Origin of the sequence: Methylocystis sp. (assembly GCF_046349115.1) — a bacterium.
Taxonomy (GTDB): domain Bacteria; phylum Pseudomonadota; class Alphaproteobacteria; order Rhizobiales; family Beijerinckiaceae; genus Methylocystis.
Map to the genome: position 1 here is coordinate 499508 of NZ_JAXMCX010000002.1, position 18148 is coordinate 517655.

The 18148-nt window shown below is 63.4% G+C and carries 20 protein-coding genes and 1 pseudogene; 15 read left to right on the top strand and 6 right to left on the bottom strand.

The features are described from left to right. Positions 1 to 233 precede the first annotated feature (233 nt). Both alaS and U1E20_RS08125 read left to right on the top strand, forming a co-directional pair. Complete coding sequence (gene alaS / locus U1E20_RS08120; protein ID WP_409980087.1) at positions 234 to 2906, top strand: alanine--tRNA ligase; 2673 nt, start codon at positions 234 to 236, stop codon at positions 2904 to 2906. Continuing rightward, on the top strand, positions 2903 to 4147 hold the full coding sequence (locus U1E20_RS08125; RefSeq protein ID WP_409980088.1) for a cyclic nucleotide-gated ion channel: 1245 nt from the start codon (positions 2903 to 2905) through the stop codon (positions 4145 to 4147). The genes alaS and U1E20_RS08125 overlap by 4 nt, the downstream gene beginning before the upstream one ends. Here U1E20_RS08125 and U1E20_RS08130 read toward each other — a convergent pair whose 3' ends face one another. The 5 genes from U1E20_RS08130 to U1E20_RS08150 form a co-directional block, all read right to left on the bottom strand. Continuing rightward, positions 4148 to 4549, bottom strand: coding sequence for a F0F1 ATP synthase subunit epsilon (locus U1E20_RS08130; protein WP_409980089.1), 402 nt, complete (start codon positions 4547 to 4549; stop codon positions 4148 to 4150). A 119-nt stretch (positions 4550 to 4668) separates the two neighbouring features. Beyond that, entirely contained in the window at positions 4669 to 6096 is a 1428-nt protein-coding gene (gene atpD / locus U1E20_RS08135; protein ID WP_409980090.1) for a F0F1 ATP synthase subunit beta, read from the bottom strand. A gap of 24 nt (positions 6097 to 6120) precedes the next feature. Further along, positions 6121 to 7002, bottom strand: coding sequence for a F0F1 ATP synthase subunit gamma (locus tag U1E20_RS08140; protein ID WP_409980091.1), 882 nt, complete (start codon positions 7000 to 7002; stop codon positions 6121 to 6123). Positions 7003 to 7144: 142 nt separating this feature from the next. Further along, the gene (gene atpA, locus U1E20_RS08145; protein ID WP_409980092.1) at positions 7145 to 8674 is read right to left on the bottom strand and encodes a F0F1 ATP synthase subunit alpha; all 1530 of its coding nucleotides are present in this window, start codon (positions 8672 to 8674) and stop codon (positions 7145 to 7147) included. Beyond that, on the bottom strand, positions 8674 to 9237 hold the full coding sequence (locus U1E20_RS08150) for a F0F1 ATP synthase subunit delta (RefSeq protein ID WP_409980093.1): 564 nt from the start codon (positions 9235 to 9237) through the stop codon (positions 8674 to 8676). The genes atpA and U1E20_RS08150 overlap by 1 nt, the downstream gene beginning before the upstream one ends. Positions 9238 to 9496: 259 nt before the next feature. On the opposite strand from U1E20_RS08150, the gene U1E20_RS08155 reads away from it, so the two are divergent. The 10 genes and pseudogenes from U1E20_RS08155 (at position 9497) to U1E20_RS08200 (ending at position 16057) form a co-directional block, all read left to right on the top strand. After that, positions 9497 to 10372, top strand: a complete 876-nt coding sequence (locus U1E20_RS08155; protein WP_409980094.1) for an S-methyl-5'-thioadenosine phosphorylase — start codon at positions 9497 to 9499, stop codon at positions 10370 to 10372. A gap of 230 nt (positions 10373 to 10602) precedes the next feature. Beyond that, on the top strand, positions 10603 to 10836 hold the full coding sequence (locus U1E20_RS08160) for a DUF4160 domain-containing protein (RefSeq protein WP_409980095.1): 234 nt from the start codon (positions 10603 to 10605) through the stop codon (positions 10834 to 10836). 2 nt (positions 10837 to 10838) lie between these two features. Beyond that, on the top strand, positions 10839 to 11279 hold the full coding sequence (locus tag U1E20_RS08165) for a DUF2442 domain-containing protein (protein WP_409980096.1): 441 nt from the start codon (positions 10839 to 10841) through the stop codon (positions 11277 to 11279). Between the two features lie 168 nt (positions 11280 to 11447). Then, positions 11448 to 11963, top strand: coding sequence for a hypothetical protein (locus U1E20_RS08170; protein WP_409980097.1), 516 nt, complete (start codon positions 11448 to 11450; stop codon positions 11961 to 11963). Positions 11964 to 12048: 85 nt separating this feature from the next. Then, positions 12049 to 12207, top strand: a pseudogene (locus tag U1E20_RS08175) (hypothetical protein); the annotation flags it as partial. Positions 12208 to 12218: 11 nt separating this feature from the next. Continuing rightward, positions 12219 to 12818 carry an IS5 family transposase gene (locus U1E20_RS08180; RefSeq protein WP_409980372.1) on the top strand — a complete coding sequence of 200 codons (600 nt, stop codon included), beginning with the start codon at positions 12219 to 12221 and terminating at the stop codon, positions 12816 to 12818. Between the two features lie 70 nt (positions 12819 to 12888). Then, complete coding sequence (locus U1E20_RS08185) at positions 12889 to 13095, top strand: hypothetical protein (protein ID WP_409980098.1); 207 nt, start codon at positions 12889 to 12891, stop codon at positions 13093 to 13095. A gap of 484 nt (positions 13096 to 13579) precedes the next feature. Beyond that, positions 13580 to 14107, top strand: a complete 528-nt coding sequence (locus U1E20_RS08190) for an adenine phosphoribosyltransferase (protein WP_409980099.1) — start codon at positions 13580 to 13582, stop codon at positions 14105 to 14107. Between the two features lie 174 nt (positions 14108 to 14281). Then, positions 14282 to 15553, top strand: a complete 1272-nt coding sequence (locus U1E20_RS08195) for a L,D-transpeptidase family protein (protein WP_409980100.1) — start codon at positions 14282 to 14284, stop codon at positions 15551 to 15553. A gap of 105 nt (positions 15554 to 15658) precedes the next feature. Continuing rightward, positions 15659 to 16057, top strand: a complete 399-nt coding sequence (locus U1E20_RS08200) for a hypothetical protein (RefSeq protein WP_409980101.1) — start codon at positions 15659 to 15661, stop codon at positions 16055 to 16057. A 51-nt stretch (positions 16058 to 16108) separates the two neighbouring features. Here the strand turns inward: U1E20_RS08200 and U1E20_RS08205 are convergent, their stop codons facing one another. Next, entirely contained in the window at positions 16109 to 16459 is a 351-nt protein-coding gene (locus U1E20_RS08205) for a Kazal-type serine protease inhibitor family protein (RefSeq protein WP_409980102.1), read from the bottom strand. Positions 16460 to 16720: 261 nt separating this feature from the next. Here U1E20_RS08205 and rplU point away from each other — a divergent pair, with 261 nt between their 5' ends. The 3 genes from rplU to U1E20_RS08220 all read left to right on the top strand — a co-directional run bounded on the left by rplU (position 16721) and on the right by U1E20_RS08220 (position 18146). Further along, the gene (gene rplU / locus U1E20_RS08210; protein ID WP_409980103.1) at positions 16721 to 17029 is read left to right on the top strand and encodes a 50S ribosomal protein L21; all 309 of its coding nucleotides are present in this window, start codon (positions 16721 to 16723) and stop codon (positions 17027 to 17029) included. A 65-nt stretch (positions 17030 to 17094) separates the two neighbouring features. After that, positions 17095 to 17358, top strand: a complete 264-nt coding sequence (gene rpmA / locus U1E20_RS08215) for a 50S ribosomal protein L27 (RefSeq protein WP_409980104.1) — start codon at positions 17095 to 17097, stop codon at positions 17356 to 17358. 185 nt (positions 17359 to 17543) lie between these two features. After that, a complete protein-coding gene (locus U1E20_RS08220; RefSeq protein ID WP_409980105.1) occupies positions 17544 to 18146 on the top strand; it encodes a GNAT family N-acetyltransferase in 603 nt (200 codons plus the stop codon). Positions 18147 to 18148: the final 2 nt, after the last annotated feature.

Consider the following 18148-nt stretch of genomic DNA (forward strand, 5'->3'; position numbering starts at 1 on the left):
ACCTGCGCCGACCGTTCGGCGCGTTTCCCGCCATTGCCGTTTGTCGCCGAAACTGTCATATCGCGCATGACGAAGCGCGCGAAGGCCGCCGCCTGCCGCGGCCTTCGCCGCAACCTCGGATCGTCGCCTGTTTCATTGAAACGAAAAGCCGCTCCAGGTTATTGTTTTAAACGCCTCTCCCGCATCGGCGCCGCCGCTTCGCGAACAGGGGCGCATTCGCGAGCCGTGACCGCATGAGTGGCGTCAACCAGATCCGAACCGCCTTCCTCGACTATTTCGCGCGCAATGGGCACGAGAAGGTCGCGTCGTCGCCGCTCGTGCCGCATAACGACCCGACCTTGATGTTCACCAATGCCGGCATGGTGCAATTCAAGAATGTCTTCACCGGCGTCGAGAAGCGCGCCTATGCGCGCGCCGCCTCGGCGCAAAAATGCATGCGCGCCGGCGGCAAGCACAACGACCTCGACAATGTCGGCTACACCGCGCGCCATCTCACCTTTTTCGAGATGCTCGGCAATTTCTCCTTCGGCGATTATTTCAAGGAAGGCGCGATCGAACTCGCCTGGAGCTTCATCACCCGCGAACTCGGCCTGCCGCGCGAAAAACTGCTCGTCACCGTTTATCACGACGACGACGAGGCCTATGATCTGTGGAAGAAAATCGCCGGTTTTTCGGACGATCGCATCATCCGCATTCCGACCGCCGACAATTTCTGGAGCATGGGCGACGTCGGCCCCTGCGGCCCCTGTTCGGAAATCTTTTACGACCAGGGCGAAGGCGTCGCCGGCGGCCCGCCCGGCAGTCCCGACGAAGACGGCGACCGATTCCTCGAATTCTGGAATCTCGTCTTCATGCAATATGAGCAGGTCGCGCCCGGCGAGCGCGCGCCGCTGCCGCGCCCGTCGATCGACACCGGCATGGGATTGGAGCGCATCGCCGCGCTGTTGCAGGGCGTGCATTCCGTTTTCGACATCGACCTCTTTCGCGCGCTAACCGGCGCCGTCGCCGATTTCACCGGCGCGCCGGCCGACGGCCCGCAGGGCGCGAGCCACCGCGTCATCGCCGATCATCTGCGCGCCTCCGCCTTCCTCGTCGCCGACGGCGTCACGCCGTCAAACGAAGGCCGCGGCTATGTGCTGCGCCGGATCATGCGCCGCGCCATGCGCCATGCCCAGCTTCTCGGCGCGAAAGAGCCGCTAATGTGGAAGCTCGCGCCGACCCTCGTCGCCGAGATGGCCCAGGCCTATCCCGAGCTGGTGCGCGCCCAGGCGCTCATCGCCGACACGCTGCTCACCGAAGAAACGCGGTTTCGCGCGACGCTCGCGCGCGGCCTCGCGATCCTCGACGAAGAGACGGCGGCGCTCGGCCGGGGCGACAAGTTCTCCGGCGAAACCGCGTTCAAGCTCTACGACACGTACGGCTTTCCGCTCGATCTCACCGAGGACGCGCTGCGTCCGCGCGGCATCGCGGTCGATAAGGAGAGTTTCGACGCGGCGATGGCGCGCCAGCGCGAAGAAGCGCGCAAGGCCTGGGCCGGCTCCGGCGAGACCGCGACCGAGGCTTTGTGGTTCGCCCTGAAGGAGCGTCTCGGCGCGACAGAATTTCTCGGCTATGAAACCGAAAAGAGCGAAGGCGTCGTCACCGCCATTCTCCACGACGGCGCCGAGGCCTTCTCACTCAAAACAGGCGCGCGCGGCGCGATCCTGCTCAATCAGACGCCCTTCTACGGAGAATCGGGCGGACAGGTCGGCGACGTCGGCGCGATGCGCGCCCGCGGCCTGCGCTTTCGCGTCGAGAATACGCTGAAAAAGCTCGGCGACCTCATCGTCCACGAAGGCGTCGTCGAGGAAGGCGAGATCACGCCGGGCATGGCGCTCGAGCTCGACGTCGATCACGCGCGGCGCAAGCAGGCGCGCGCCAATCATTCGGCGACGCATATTCTGCATGAGGCGCTGCGCCAGGTGCTCGGCGAGCATGTCGCGCAAAAAGGCTCGCTCGTCGCGCCCGACAGATTGCGCTTCGACTTTACCCATCCGAAACCCCTCACCGAAGAGGAGCTGGCGCGGGTCGAAACCCTCGCCAATGAGATCGTTCAGGACAATGCGCCGGTCGAGACTCGCGTGATGGCCCAGGACGACGCCATCCGCTCCGGCGCGCGCGCGCTCTTTGGCGAGAAATATGGAGATGAAGTGCGCGTCGTCTCGATGGGCCGGCCGGACGTTGGCGTCGCGCATCCCTTCTCGGTCGAACTCTGCGGCGGCACCCATGTCGCCCGCACCGGCGACATCGGCCTCATCGCCATTGTCGGCGAAGGCGCGGTCGCGTCCGGCGTGCGACGCATCGAGGCGCGCACCGCCGAGGGCGCGCGCGGCCAGCTCGTCTCGCAGTCGCGCGCGCTGCGCGACATGGCGGCGCTGATGCGCGCGCCTCTCGAAGAGGCGCCGACGCGGCTCGCATCGCTTCTCGACGAGCGCAAGCGCTTAGAGCGCGAACTCGCCGACGCCAAACGCAAACTGGCGATGGGCGGCGGCGCGGGCGACGGCGCCGCGGACAAGCCGCGCGACATTGGCGGCGTCAAGCTTCTCGCGCGCGCCGTCGAAGGCATCGAGGCGAAAGACTTGAAGTCGATGGTCGACGACGCCAAGAAGGCGATCGGCTCGGGAGTCGTCGCCATCGCCAGCGCCTCGCCCGACGGAAAAGCCGGGATCGTCGTCGGCGTCACCGACGATCTCACCGGAAAATACAGCGCCGTCGATTTTGTCCGCGTCGCCAGCGTCAAGCTCGGCGGCAAGGGCGGCGGCGGCCGGCCCGATCTGGCGCAGGCGGGCGGCCCCGACGCGACCGCGATCGATCAGGCGCTCGCCTCGGTCGAGGATGCGCTGCGCGGAAAAGCGGCTGCGCCATGAGCGAGCCAGACCGGCGGCGCGGTCTGGCGCTGCTGCGGCGGCGCGTCCATGTCGTTCTCGACGGCGGCGGCCATGACCATGTCGCGCGTGTGGTTCATCGCGCGCTGATTTCGCTTGTGCTGCTGTCGGTCGTCTCGGTGATCTTCGAATCGGTCCCTGAATATGGCGACCGTTATGCGGTTGTCTTCGATGGCGTCGAATATGTCGCCGTCGCCGCCTTCACGCTCGAATATATATTGCGCGTCTGGTGCGCGCCAGAACATGCCTATTACGCCCATCGCACGCCCCTGGCCGCGCGCCTCGCCTTCATGAGGTCGGGCTGGGCGCTGATCGATCTCGCCGCCTTCCTGCCCTTCTATCTCTCCTTCTACTTCTCAACTGATCTGCGCGTCTTTTTGATGCTGCGCCTGCTGCGCTTCTTCAAATTCGCGCGCTATTCTCCGGGCATCCGCACCTTGCTCGCGGTGATCGAGGCGGAGCGCAAGGCGCTGCTTGCATGGCTGATCCTGCTGTTTGGCGCGGTGCTCTTCTATTCGACCGCGATGCATCTCGCCGAACATGAGGCGCAGCCTGAAAAATTCGGCACGATTCCCGACGCGATGTGGTGGGCGATCGAAACCGTGACCACCGTCGGCTATGGCGAAGTGATTCCCCTCACACTCGCGGGCAAGCTCATCGCCTCCTTCGCCATGGTGACGGGTTTCATGCTGCTGGGTCTTCCGGTCGGCATTCTCGCCACCGCCTTCGCCGAGGAAATCCATCGCCGCGAATTCGTCGTCACCTGGACGATGGTCGCGAGCGTGCCGCTGTTTCGTGGTCTCGACGCTTCGGGAATCGCCGAAATCATGCGCTATCTTCGGGCGCAGTCGATCCCGCGAGGGGCGTTGATCGTGCGCAAGGGCGATCCCGCCCATTCGATGTATTTCATCGCCGAGGGAGAGGTCGAAGTCGAACTGGCGCGTCAGACCGTCAGGCTCGGCGAAGGGCAGTTCTTCGGCGAAATGGCCGTCTTGCAAAAAACCTTGCGCAGCGCCGACGTGCACGCAACGGCCGCGACGAAGCTTCTTGTCCTCGACGCCTATGATTTGCAGACGCTGACCAAGCGCAATCCGGAAATCGGCGACGCCATCCGCGAAGTCATGCGCTCGCGATCGGAACTCGCGCCGGCGGAACGGCATGGCGACATGATCGAAGCCGAACTCGAGGAGCCGCCGGAGTCTGAAGAGGCGAGCGAAGTCTGATCAGGCGCCAATCGCCGCGCGCAATTCCTGCAGCTGAGCGAGCTTGTCGGAGGCGGCGAGACGCGCTTCGTCGGATCTGGCGTCAGCGATGTCTTCGCGGGCGTCCTGAATATCGGCGTCGACCTTGGCCGCGTCGATCTCGGCGAGCGGAATCGCCTGTTCGGCGAGAATGGTGAAGCCGGACGCGCTCACGTCGGCGAAACCGCCCCGCACGAAAAGCTTCTCGACCTTGCCGTCGCCGCCGGCGACCGTCACGACGCCAGCCTTCAGTGTGGTCATGACCGGCGCATGGTCCTTGAGCACGGTGAACTGGCCGTCGGCGCCCGGCGCGACGACCGATTCGACCTCGCCAGAGAAGAGATGCTTCTCGGGAGAAACGAGTTCGAAGTGGAATGCGGCCATGACTTTCTCCGACGGCGCTTAGCGTTCCAGCCCGTCATGGCCGGGCTTGACCCGGCCATCCACGACAACCGATCAGCGTCATGGCCGGAACGAGCCCGGCCATGACGCCTACTTCAAAGTTACGCCGCTTCCTTGGCGAGCTTCGCGGCCTTTTCGACCGCCTCTTCGATCGAACCGACCATGTAGAAGGCGGCCTCGGGGAGATGGTCATATTCGCCTTCGACCAGGCCCTTGAAGCCCTTGATCGTGTCGGCGAGCGCGACGAGCTTGCCGGGCGAACCGGTGAACACTTCCGCGACATGGAAGGGCTGCGACAGGAAGCGCTCGATCTTGCGGGCGCGGGCGACGACCAGCTTGTCCTCTTCTGAGAGCTCGTCCATGCCGAGAATGGCGATGATGTCCTGCAACGACTTATAGCGCTGCAACGTCGACTGCACCTTGCGCGCCACGTCGTAATGCTCCTCGCCGACAATCGCAGGCGACAGCATGCGCGACGTCGAATCGAGCGGATCGACCGCCGGATAGATGCCCTTCTCAGCGATCGAGCGCGACAAAACGGTCGTCGCGTCCAAATGCGCGAAGGAGGTCGCGGGCGCCGGGTCGGTCAAATCGTCGGCCGGCACGTAAATCGCCTGCACCGAGGTGATCGAGCCCTTGGTGGTCGTTGTGATGCGCTCCTGCAGCGCGCCCATGTCGGTCGCGAGCGTCGGCTGATAGCCGACCGCCGACGGGATGCGGCCGAGGAGCGCGGACACTTCCGAGCCCGCCTGGGTGAAGCGGAAGATGTTGTCGACGAAGAACAGCACGTCCATGCCACGGTCGCGGAAATCCTCGGCGACGGTGAGGCCGGAGAGCGCGACGCGCATGCGCGCGCCCGGCGGCTCATTCATCTGGCCGTACACCAGCGCGCATTTCGAGCCTTCGCCGCCGCCCTTCTTGTTGACGCCGCCCTCGATCATCTCGTGATAGAGGTCGTTTCCCTCGCGGGTGCGCTCGCCGACGCCGGCGAAGACGGAATAGCCGCCATGCGCCTTGGCGATATTGTTGATCAGCTCCATGATCAGCACGGTCTTGCCGACGCCCGCGCCGCCGAAGAGGCCGATCTTGCCGCCCTTGGCGTAGGGCGCGAGCAGATCGACGACCTTGATGCCAGTTTCGAGAATCTGCGCTTCCGTCGCCTGCTCCGAATAGGAGGGCGCCGGCTGATGGATCGCGCGGGTCTTGCCGGTGTTGAGCGGCCCCGCTTCGTCGACCGGCTCGCCGATGACATTGATGATTCGGCCGAGCGTCTCGTCGCCGACCGGAACCGAAATCGGCGCGCCGGTGTCGGTCACTTCCTGACCGCGAACAAGGCCTTCCGACGAGTCCATGGCGATGGTGCGAACGGAATTCTCGCCAAGATGCTGCGCCACTTCGAGCACAAGGCGGTTGCCTTGGTTCGTCGTCTCGAGCGCGTTCAGAATCTCAGGCAGATGCCCATCGAACTGCACGTCGACGACGGCGCCGATGACTTGGGTGATGCGCCCGCTGGGCTTGTTGGCGGCCATGTTTCGTCCTCGTCCTAAAATGCGTCAGAGCGCCTCGGCGCCCGAGATGATTTCGATGAGCTCCTTGGTGATCATCGCCTGCCGCGACCGGTTGTAGAGGGTCGTCTGCTTGCGGATCATTTCGCCGGCGTTGCGCGTGGCGTTGTCCATCGCGCTCATGCGCGCGCCTTGCTCGGAGGCGGCGTTTTCGAGCAGCGCGCGGAACACCTGCACGGAGATGTTGCGCGGCAGCAGCGTCGACAGAATTTCGTCCTGCCCCGGCTCATATTCGTAGCACGGCTGCGGACCTTCGACGGCCGGCGCGTTTTCGTTCGACGGGATTTGCGCCGGGATGATCTGCTGCGCGGTCGGGATTTGCGCGATCACCGATTTGAAGCGCGAGAAGAACAGCGTCGCCACGTCGAAGCCGCCCTCGTCGAACATGCGGATGATTTTCTTGCCGATCTCGTCGGCGTTGTCGAAGCCGATCTGCTTGACGCCACGCAGCTCGATCAGCTCGATGATGTGGCGCTCATATTGTCGGCGGAGCTGTTCGTAGCCCTTCTTGCCGACGCAGAGGATTTTGACGGTCTTGCCCTGATCCTGAAGCCGCACAATGTGCTCGCGGGCGAGACGCACGATCGAGGAATTGAAGGCGCCGCAGAGGCCGCGCTCGGCGGTGGCGACGATGAGAAGATGCGTCTCGTCCTTGCCATTGCCAGCCAAGAGCTGAGGACCGCCAGCCGTCACGCCGGAAGCAAGATTGGCAAGCACCGACTCCATGCGCTCGGCATAGGGCCGCGCCGCCTCGGCCGCCGACTGCGCGCGCCGCAGCTTGGCGGCGGCGACCATCTGCATGGCCTTAGTGATCTTCTGCGTCGCCTTGACGGAGGAGATGCGGTTTCGAAGATCCTTTAGCGAGGGCATATCGTTTTGCCTATCTCAGTTTCAATTCCCTCTCCCCGCCTGCGGCGAGAGGGCTAGGGTGAGGGGCCGGGGCGCGCAGCGCGAACGTCCCCAAGCCCCTCACCCCGACCCTCTCCCCATCTCATGGGGAGAGGGAGAAGCGTTAAGCGAAGCTCTTCGCGAAGGTCTCGACGACGTTTTTGAGTTTCGCCGCGGTCTCGTCGTTCAGATCCTTCGTCGTGCGGATGCTTTCCAGAATGTCGCTGTGCTGCGAACGCAACAGGGCGAGCAGTCCGTCCTCGAAGGCGCGCACGCGATTGACCGGCAGCGGATCGAGATAGCCGTTCACGCCCGCGTAGATGACGCAGGTCTGTTCTTCCATCTTCAAGGGCGAGAACTGCGGCTGCTTCAATAATTCGGTCAGGCGCGCCCCGCGATTGAGGAGACGTTGAGTCACCGCATCGAGGTCCGAGCCGAACTGAGCGAAGGCCGCCATTTCGCGATATTGCGCGAGTTCGCCTTTGATCTTGCCGGCGACCTTCTTCGTCGCCTTGGTCTGCGCCGAGGAGCCGACGCGCGACACCGACAGGCCGACGTTCACCGCGGGACGAATGCCCTGGTAGAAGAGATCGGTCTCAAGGAAGATCTGGCCGTCGGTGATCGAGATGACGTTGGTCGGAATATAGGCCGACACGTCATTCGCCTGAGTCTCGATGACCGGCAGAGCGGTCAGCGAACCGGCGCCGCGATCGTCGGAAAGCTTCGCAGCGCGTTCGAGCAGGCGCGAATGGAGATAGAAGACGTCGCCCGGATAGGCTTCGCGGCCCGGCGGGCGGCGCAGCAGCAGCGACATCTGCCGATAGGCGACGGCCTGCTTGGACAGATCGTCATAGATGATGACCGCGTGCATGCCATTGTCGCGGAAATATTCGCCCATCGCGCAGCCCGAGAAGGGCGCGAGGAACTGCATCGGCGCCGGATCGGAAGCCGTGGCGGCGACAACGATCGAATAGTCGAGCGCGCCGCGCTCTTCGAGCACCTTGACGAATTGCGCCACGGTCGAACGCTTCTGGCCGATGGCGACATAGACGCAGTAGAGCTTCGCCTTCTCGTCGTCGCCGTCGTTCAGGGACTTCTGGTTGAGGATGGTGTCGAGCGCGATCGCGGTCTTGCCGGTCTGGCGGTCGCCGATGATGAGCTCGCGCTGGCCGCGGCCGATCGGGATCAGGGCGTCGACGGCCTTGAGGCCGGTCGCCATCGGCTCATGCACGGACTTCCTCGGAATGATGCCGGGCGCCTTCACGTCGACGCGGGCGCGCTGCGCGGTCTTGATCGGCCCCTTGCCGTCGATCGGATTGCCGAGCGCGTCGACGACGCGGCCCAAAAGCTCCTTGCCGACCGGCACGTCGACGATGGCGCCGGTGCGCTTGACCGTCTGGCCTTCCTTAATGTCGCGGTCGGAGCCGAAAATCACGATGCCGACATTGTCGGTTTCGAGATTGAGGGCCATGCCGCGCACGCCATTCTCGAATTCGACCGTTTCGCCGGCCTGAACATTGTCGAGCCCGTAGACGCGGGCGATGCCGTCGCCGACGGAAAGAACCTGCCCGACCTCGGTGACCTCGGCCTCGGCGCCAAAGTTGGCGATCTCATTCTTGAGGATCGCGGAAATTTCTGCGGCGCGGATATCCATCAGCCGACCTCTTTCATGCGTGTGCGGATTGAATTGAGCTTGGTGCGAACGGAGGCGTCGACCATGCGTGAACCGAGTTTGACGACGAGGCCGCCGATGATCGACGGATCCGTCCTGACGTTGAGATCGACGGTCTTGCCGCCGGTGACGCCGGCGAGCGCCTCGCGCAGCGCCGCTTCATGATCCGGCTTCAGCGGCCCCGCGACCGTGACGTCGGCGCGCACCAGCCCCTTCGCCTTGTCGTTGAGGCGCCGGTAGGCGGCGATCATGTCGGAAATGACGAAGAGACGGCGCTTGGCGGCGACGAGGCGGATGAAATTGGCGGCGACGCCGGAAATCTGCGCCTTGTCGAGCACGGCGTCGAGCGCCTTGACCTGCTCCTTGGCGGAGAACACCGGGCTTTTCACCAGCCGCTTCAAATCATCGCTGCCGTCGATTAAAGCCTGAAACTTGTCGAGAGCGGCGGCGACGTCATCGGCGGCGTGTTTTTCCGTCGCCAAATCGTAAAGGGCGGAGGCGTAGCGACCTGCAACGCCCGATAAGGAATCTTCGGCTTGAGCCACCTGGTTCGCTCGTCAATCTACATCGTCTGGAGACGCCGCCCGCAGTGCAAATCGCGCGGTCGCGACGATAAGCGGTTAGCCTCAAACGACGGATGCTGTAGGAAAAGGAACGAGGGCGGCTGCGCCCCAGCTCCAAGGCGAGCGTCCCCTAACACAGGCGTTTTGGGGGCGCAACCCTGTCACAATGCCGCGATTTTTGGCGCCGGCGCTCGCCGGATAAGCAAGCGCCAAGCAACAGCAATGCAAGGAGACGTCACCCATGGCTAAAGCGGTCGTCGGAATTATCGGCGGGTCAGGCGTTTACGACCTGCCGGGGCTCGCCAACATCCGCCGCGAGCGCGTCACGACGCCCTGGGGCGACCCTTCCGATGAACTTTGTTTCGGCGAATTGGGCGGGACGCAGGCGGTCTTTTTGCCGCGGCACGGGCGGGGCCATCGACTCTCGCCCTCGACGATCAACTACCGCGCCAATATCGACGCCTTAAAGCGGGCCGGCGTCACCGATCTGATTTCGGTCTCGGCCTGCGGCTCGTTCAAGGCGGAGCTTTTTCCAAGTCTCTTCGTCCTCGTCGATCAATTCGTCGATCGCACCTTCGGGCGGCAATCCTCATTTTTTGGCAGTGGCTGCGTCGCCCATGTGTCGATGGCGCATCCGATCGCGCCGCTGCTGTCCGCGCGCATCGCCGCGGCTGCCAAGGCCGAAAACATCGATCACGTCACAAGCGGAACCTATGTGTGCATGGAAGGCCCGCAGTTTTCGTCCTACGCCGAATCGCTCACCTACAAGGCCGCCGGCTATGACGTGATCGGCATGACGGCGATGCCGGAGGCGAAGCTCGCGCGCGAAGCCGAAATCTCCTACGCCACCGTCGCCATGGTGACGGATTTCGACTGCTGGCATCCAGATCACGACAATGTCGACATCACTGCGGTGATCGCCGTCGTTCAGAAGAATTCTTCGACGGTCGCGCGTCTGCTGACGCGGATTCTGTCGGAGTTTCCGCGCGAGCATGAGCCCTGCCCGATCGGCTCAGACCGCGCGCTCGACAACGCCATCCTCACCGCCCCCGACGCGCGCGATCCGGAACTGCTGAAGAAGCTCGACGCGGTGATGAAGCGGGTGAATGGCGGATAGGCGGGATGAGGCGTCGTGCGCAATGGCATCGCGACAGGAACGCAGCTCAGCGGGCAAGTTTGCGGGCGCTATGGTCCATCGTCAGCTTCGTACGAATTTGAAAACCTGACAGCCGTGCTCAGCGAGCAGGTTTGCTAGCGTAACAATACTCGCGAATCTCGACTGCTTCCGACCTTGATTTTTGACTCGGAATGGTGCAACTATTGCACTATGGCAATCGATGGATCGGCATGCCTGTTTTGCAACGCTTCGGCGCGGTCAGCATCCGCATGTATGCCGACGATCATCGTCCGCCGCACGTCCACATCGTCGCGCCCGATTTTCAGGCGCTGGTGCGGATTTCGGATTTGTCCGTGATCGCCGGCGACGCCAAACCGGGCGACCTCGCCGAAGCCTTGGCGTGGGCGCGCGAGCACAAGGAAATGCTCGCGTTGAAGTGGACGGAACTGAACGAACGGAATTGACCATGCCGAAAAAGACCTTGCCGCGCATCGTCGCTGTCGCGCCGGGCAAAAAGCCCCGGACCTTGCGCCTGCGCTGGGATAGGGGCGACGAGAGCCTTGTGAACCTCTCCGGCGTCATCGCGACGTTCCGCGTCTATGAGCCGCTGCGCCGCTCGCCTGAATTGTTCCGGCAGGCGCGCGTCGGCGAACATGGAACCGATATTGTCTGGACCGACGACATCGACATGTCCGCCGATACGCTGTGGCGGCTGGCGCAGGAACAGTCCGGCGCCACTTTGTCTGCCGACGCCTTTCGGGAATGGCGCGAGCGCCACGCTTTTACGCTCGACACGGCGGCGGAAGCGCTTGGCATCAGCCGCCGCATGGTCGCCTATTACGAACAGGGCAAGAAGCCGATCCCGCGCGTCGTCGCGCTCGCCACGAAGGCGCTTGGAACGGGGTAGAGTTTTGGACGGGCTTTGCGCAGCCGCGCGCTGTCATCGCTTCAAGGATCGCCACCAATGCTTACCCGCAAACATCGCGAGGAGGCGCTAGCGGAAAACACCGCAACGCAAGCCGACCTCAAGCGGAGGTTCAATGTTATTGCGGATCACGATTTCGAGTCTCGGTAAATGATCGTTGAACGAGATTTTACTGATCGCATCGCCATCCTCCCAAGTGAGACCTATATTTTTTTGGGGGGGGTGGACAAATCGCGGACGCTCAATCAGAGCATATTTGGTCGACGTCTTCTGACGAATGGCGTCGAGGTGTTGGCTGTGAATCTAGGCCTTTTGGCTTTCAATTATAGGAACAGCAACTTAGGCGGCTTTCGTCGTGTGGAGTTTCTAGGTTCCGGACAAGTTCCACAGCGGGTGGTCGAGAACACAGATGCCTTGATTTCATTGCAACTTAACCGCCTCAGAGTTGCAACATTCGTAACCGCTTGCATCTACGGCGTTCACGCCAAGCGAAGCTGCAGATCTATTGACAATCCTACGTTTCCAAGCCTCGACGACGTTTATGGTTGGGTAGAAATTCCGGACACTGGACTATTCCTGCCGGAGATGGATACGAAGCGGCTGCAAAGCCAACTTGGCACCCGTCAGCGCGCTTTGACTAGGCCGTGTGGACGAATTGATGATTGAAGACTGCGAGGGGATTCCCTCGCGGAATCAGGCATGATTCATAGGACTCCGACTGAGTCGGAGACCAGAAGCCATGTCGACGCGGATGGACGAGGAAGACTGGGCGCATACGCTCGCGGTGTTTCGGGCCTGCCTTCCGCGCCGCGGACGCAAGGCCGAAGACGATCGCCGCTTCCTCGAAGCGCTTCATTTCTTCACGGTCGAAAACGTAAGATGGCGCGCGTTGCCGGAGCGGTTCGGACACTGGAACAGCGTATGGAAACGGTTCGACCGCTTGAGCAAGGCCGGCGTATTCGAGGCCTTCTTCGACACGCTCGCCTCCATGAGTTCGTCGGCGCATCTGATCCAGATGTTCGATTCAACCATCGTGCGCGCGCACGTGTCGGCCGCAGGCGCCAAAGGGGGCAAGAGGCGCAGGCGCTCGGGCGCTCGCGCGGCGGCTTCACCACGAAAATCCACGCGAAGTCGGACGCATCGGGCGACATCATCGCGTTCGATCTGACTGGCGGCGAGGCTGCCGACGCACCGCATTTCGAAACGTTGCTCAACATCGGCCCGGATATTCGGCCGCGCGCCGCCATCTGTGACAAGGGCTACGCCAGCAAGGCCAACCGCGCCGCGGCGAGGGCGCGCGGCATCGCCCCGGTCATCCCGCACAAAGCCAATGAGAAAGACAAACCGAAGTTCTTCGCCAAGACGCTCTACAAAGCACGCGCCCGCATCGAGCAGGGCATCGGACGCATCAAACGCTTCAAGCGCGTCGCCCTACGCTGCGAAAAGACAGCCAGAAATTTCCGATCCATCGTCAGTTTCGCCGCAGGCCTGTGCTTGATAAAATTCGTCCACACGGCCTAATGGCGAAATAGATTGGTATTCGATCCCATTAGATGCTTTAAATGAAGGATTCGATATAGCCGACAGGCTCTTGAACACGACACCCTCTTATTTTGCCGCTGATCCCGTCTCTCTGATGGTGATGACTTATCAGGCGATGGTCTTGCATGGTCGTCAGCACGCGGGAGCCAGTATCGCTCTTTCGGCTCTGGTGATCGAAGCCGCTCTTGAGGAGACCATATTCGCGAACGGCTTTGTGGCTGGTGCTTCCGGTCGCCTTGGGACGGTTCCCGATTAAAATCGACTATCTCGCGTGGTCAGTTGAGCAAGTTGGGATTTCACGGGATGATCGAGAAGCTAACCAAGGAGAGAGCAATCGATGATTTTTTGAAGCAGCGCATCAATGATGTCCGCAGCCACCGTAACAACTTGATGCACGAGACTAAGGATGCTTCGCCAAGACAGTCAGGAGACGCTTTGACTGCGGTAGGAGACGTTCTTCGGCTTTGCACGGGCGAGAATTGTTTCGAACTAATTGTGCCTTGGGCCTATCGGTATTGAGTCGAAAGATATTCCACTCCTGGCAAAACATAGAGTTCTTTCAGCGCAGTCTCGCAAGCAGAGAATACCGGTCAGCTGGGCTTATCGATTCAAGCTTTCCGTTCTAATTTGTCAGCCCCATTTGCGCCCTGCCCCGCCGTCCGTGTATCTCTCTCACGCCGTGGCGGTTCGCCATCGCCATCCAGTCGCGGCGACGCCGCCGCCGATCCGAGAGCCGCCCCATGCCCCTCGCCGACGCCATTCGCACGATTCCCGATTACCCCAAGAAGGGCATCCTGTTTCGCGACATCACCACGCTGCTCGGCGACGCCAAGGCGTTCCGCAAGGCGGTCGACGAACTGGTGCAGCCCTGGGCGGGAACGAAAATCGACAAGGTCGCCGGCATGGAGGCGCGCGGCTTCATCCTGGGCGGCGCCGTGGCGCATCAGCTTTCGGCCGGCTTCATCCCGATCCGCAAGAAGGGCAAGCTGCCGCATCGCGTCGTCTCGGTCGCCTATGAGCTCGAATATGGCGTCGACGAAATGGAGATGCATGCGGATGCGGCGACCCCCGGCGAGCGGGTGATTCTGGTCGACGACCTGATCGCCACCGGCGGCACCGCGGAGGGCGCGGTGAAGCTTCTGCGCCAGGCCGGGGCCGATGTCGTCGCCGCCTGTTTCGTCATCGACCTGCCCGATCTTAACGGCGTGAAGCGGCTCGAGGCGCTCGGCGTGCCGGTGCGCACCCTTGTCGCCTTCGAAGGCCACTAAACCGCCTTGTTTCATGTTTTTGTTCAGCCCAGGCTGCAGAGCGCGCGGCGAGAAGGCAGGAACCGGCTCGTCGAGCACAGCGTGCTTTAAACTTATGAAATCGATCGCGTTATCCGCATATGGGCGATTCCGCCCCAATGCGGCGTGATCTAGCAGGAGAGGCTGCACAGGCGCATGACGCCGCGACGGACCCTTTTGGCGCTGGCGTCGGTCGCCGTCGTCGCGCTTATCGGCGGGTTCGCAGCCCTCCGCTACATGCCCGGCGTCGGGAGCGGCCCTCCCGCCCGGACCGAAGCGGCGCGCAAGATTTGGAGCGGCGCCCTGCCAACCGGCATGCGCGTCGCCATGCGCATGCAGCCCGGCGCTTTTCCCCCCACGCCGCCGCCCGCTACGATGATCGCGCCGCCGCTGCTTCTCGACTCGGCGCCGCTCAATTCGTCGGCCGAGGTCGCGGCGCTTCCGCCCGCCTCGGACGGGGTGGAGGGTTCGGTCTCCTTCCCGGCCGCGCCGCCTCCGGCCGCCGAGAAATCCACGCCGCTGCCGCCGCTGCGGCCGGCCGATCTCGCCGAGCTTGCGATCCGCTTCGCTGAGTCAGCCGCCGCGACGCCCGCCGAGCCGACGCAAGCTGAAACGGCCGCCACTGCGCCGCCGGCCGGACTGCAGCAACCATCGGCGAGAGCCGCGCTCGAAACGACGCCGGCTGGACCGGCCGAAGCGGCGCATCCGACCCAGGTGGCGCGCGCCGTCGAGCCGACCTTGCGGGCGGCGCCGGACGAGGCCTTCCAGCAGGAGGCCCCGATCCGTTACGGCATGGGCGACCAGGTCTTCGTGCGGATTTTCAAGCAGGAGGGCCAGCTCGAACTATGGCTTAGAAAGAGCAACGCCCGCTTCACGCTCTATAAGACCTACCCGATCTGCAAATGGTCGGGCAGGCTCGGCCCCAAGATGAAGGAAGCCGATTACCAGTCGCCGGAAGGCTTCTACAGCGTTTCGGCGAAACAGCTTCATCCCAATTCCAATTATCATCGCGCCTTCAACGTCGGCTATCCCAACGCCTTCGATCGCCAGAACGGCCGGACCGGCGGCCTCGTCATGGTCCATGGCGCCTGCAAATCGGTCGGCTGTTTCGCGATGACCGACCGCGGCATCGAGGAAATCTACGCCTTCGTCGAGGCGGCGCTCCGCGCCGGGCAAAAGGAAGTGCAGCTGCATATTTTTCCGTTCCGGATGACGGAGCAGACGCTCGCCCGCGAAACCGGCGGCGGCTGGCTCGCCTTCGTCGGCGCGACCGGCAATTACGAGCACTGGACCGGTTTTTGGAAAAACCTGAAGGAAGGCTACGACCTTTTCGAACAGACGGGCGAACCGCCGGTGGCCTTCGCCTGCGGCGACCATTACGCCTTTGGCGCGGGCGACTCTTCCTGCAAACGCATCGCCGGCTGGTGATTATTCCCACTGCCGGACCGAGGCCGTTCAGCTTGCTTTAAGCGGCGCCGGTCAAAATGGCTGGGTCGTCGGCGCCCTGCTGGGCGCATTCAAGGACTGGCCGACATGCGCCTCGTCACCTCGTCTCTTCTGGGCGCCGCCTGCGCGGCGGCCCTGCTCGCGTCTCCCGCCGCCAATTCGGCCAATCTCCCGCTCTGCGTCGCCATCGCGCAAAATTACAATAATTGCGTCCGCCAGAGCCAGTTCGCCGGATTCTATCGCCGCGGCTACGGCCCAGGCTATCCGGGCCGTCCCTATGGCGGAGATGGCGATTACGACGACTACCAGGATCAAGCCTATGGCCCCGGCTACGGGGGCTACGGTCCCGGCTACGGGGGCTACGGTCCCGGCTACGGGGGCTACGGTCCCGGCTATGGCGGCTATCGCCGCCAGCGGTATGAACGCGCCAAGGCGGCCTGCGCCGTCTGGTTCGTGCAGATGCGGGCCAGCGGCTGCTTCAATTAGCCGAAGGAACGGCGCGGCGCATCAGCTCGCGCCGGCCGCCTCGATTAACCGCTAGCGATGATGACGCCGGCAAGGTCCGTTGTGACTCTTGTTGACCATCGCGGCGCGCCGCTGGCAGTCATTGCCATAGGTGCGGCCGTTGCAGCCGCAAACCGGCCGATAAATCAGCGGACAGAATTTGGGCCGCGTCGCGCACCGGCCGAAAGCGTCGGCGACGCGGCAGGCGCCGGGGCGCATCTCGCACCAGAGGCCGGGGGCGCAGCGCAATCCCACGAAGCCGCCGCATTTGGCGCCCACCCCGCCGCCATGGCGGGCGATCGCCGGCGATGGCGTCGCCAGCAGGAGCGCAAACAGTAACAGGGAAAGTAACGCGCAGAGGCGCAAGCCAAATCGCACGGTCATAGCAATGCTCCATAACTTACCGTAACAATGACAGAATAACGCTTCGGGACGCTGGACGTTCCCCGCCGGCGAAGTCGTTTCGACCGAGCGCCCGCAATTGACAGCCGCCGCGTTTAGAGAGTAGATGAACTTCGCTTCGGCGCGGCGGTTTCGCCGCGTTTTTCTTTTGCGCCTCTACGCAATAGCGAAGCGAAATAAAATCAACTGCCAAGAAGCCGGCCGGCGGAAACGCCAGAGCCGGAACGAACACAGGACAAGAAGATGTTCGCAGTCATCAAAACCGGCGGCAAGCAATATAGCGTCGCCGCCGGTGACGTGATCACCGTCATGGCGCTCGACGGCGCGCCGGGCGACGCCGTCACCTTCGACGAAGTGCTGATGCTCGGCGGCGACAGCCCCAAGATCGGCGCGCCGGCCGTCGCCGGCGCGAAAGTCTCCGGCGAAATCGCCGAACAGACCCGCAGCCCGAAGTCGATCGCCTTCAAGAAGCGCCGTCGGCAGAATTCAAAGCGCAAGCGCGGTCATCGTCAGGACCTGACGCTCGTCAGAATCACCGCGATCGAGGGCTGATCGTCCTCTCGCGCCATTAGGAACACAGCGGCCCAGTCGCCGCTTAAGACATTCGGAGCAAAACAATGGCTCACAAGAAGGCAGGCGGCTCGTCGCGCAACGGCCGCGATTCGGACGGCCGGCGCCTCGGCGTCAAGAAATTCGGCGGCGAAGCGGTCGTCGGCGGCAACATTATCGTGCGCCAGCGCGGCACTAAATGGCATCCGGGCCGCAATGTCGGCATGGGCAAGGACCACACGCTGTTCGCCCTTGTCGACGGCGTGGTCGAATTTAAGTCTAGCGGCGGACGGTCCAGCGTATCGGTAACGCCGGCGCAGGCCGCGGAGTAAGGCGGTAGGGACGACCCGCCGCCGATCATTCCGGCGGATCACGGTCGTCTCGACCCGCTTGCTGGCGATCCAGGCGGGAAACGTTCCAGGCGAGATGTCCGGAAAAGCCGTGACGGGCCGGGAGGGAGAATGTTCTCCTTAACGGCTTTTAGGCCAATATTTCCGAATATCGCTTGGAGCGTTGGATGTTTCCCGAAATCACCCACGACGACGTTTTCCGGCTCGAAACCGAGCGCTTGTGGCTGCGTTGGCCGCGCGCGGCGGACGCCGACGAGATTCGCCGTCACGCCAGCGAACCCGACGTCGCGCTGATGACGGCGAACATTCCCCATCCCTATGAAGCGCATGACGCCGACGCCTTCATCAAATCGGCGCGGTTGGAGAACGCCGCCGGCGGCGGCCTGCATCTCGTCGTCACCCCGAAGAATCGTCCGAACGAGCCGATCGGCCTCGTCAGCCTGCATGGCGCGGACCGGCGCGGCGCCGCGACGCTCGGCTTTTGGCTGGGAAAGCCCTATTGGGGACAAGGCTTCACGACCGAGGCGGCGCGGGCGCTGATCGACCTCGCCTTCGGCATTACTTCGCTCGACCGGATCGTGTCCTCGGCGCGGCCCGACAACCAGTTTTCCCTGCATATCCATGAGAAGCTCGGATTTCGGCGCACGGGACGCGGCATATTGGCGGCGCCGGCGCGCGGCGGCGATATCGAAGTCGAGCTCTTCGAATTGAAGCGCGGCGAAGCGCATACCCTGTTCGGCGCGCGTCGGCCGCGCTTTCCGTCGACGTGAGC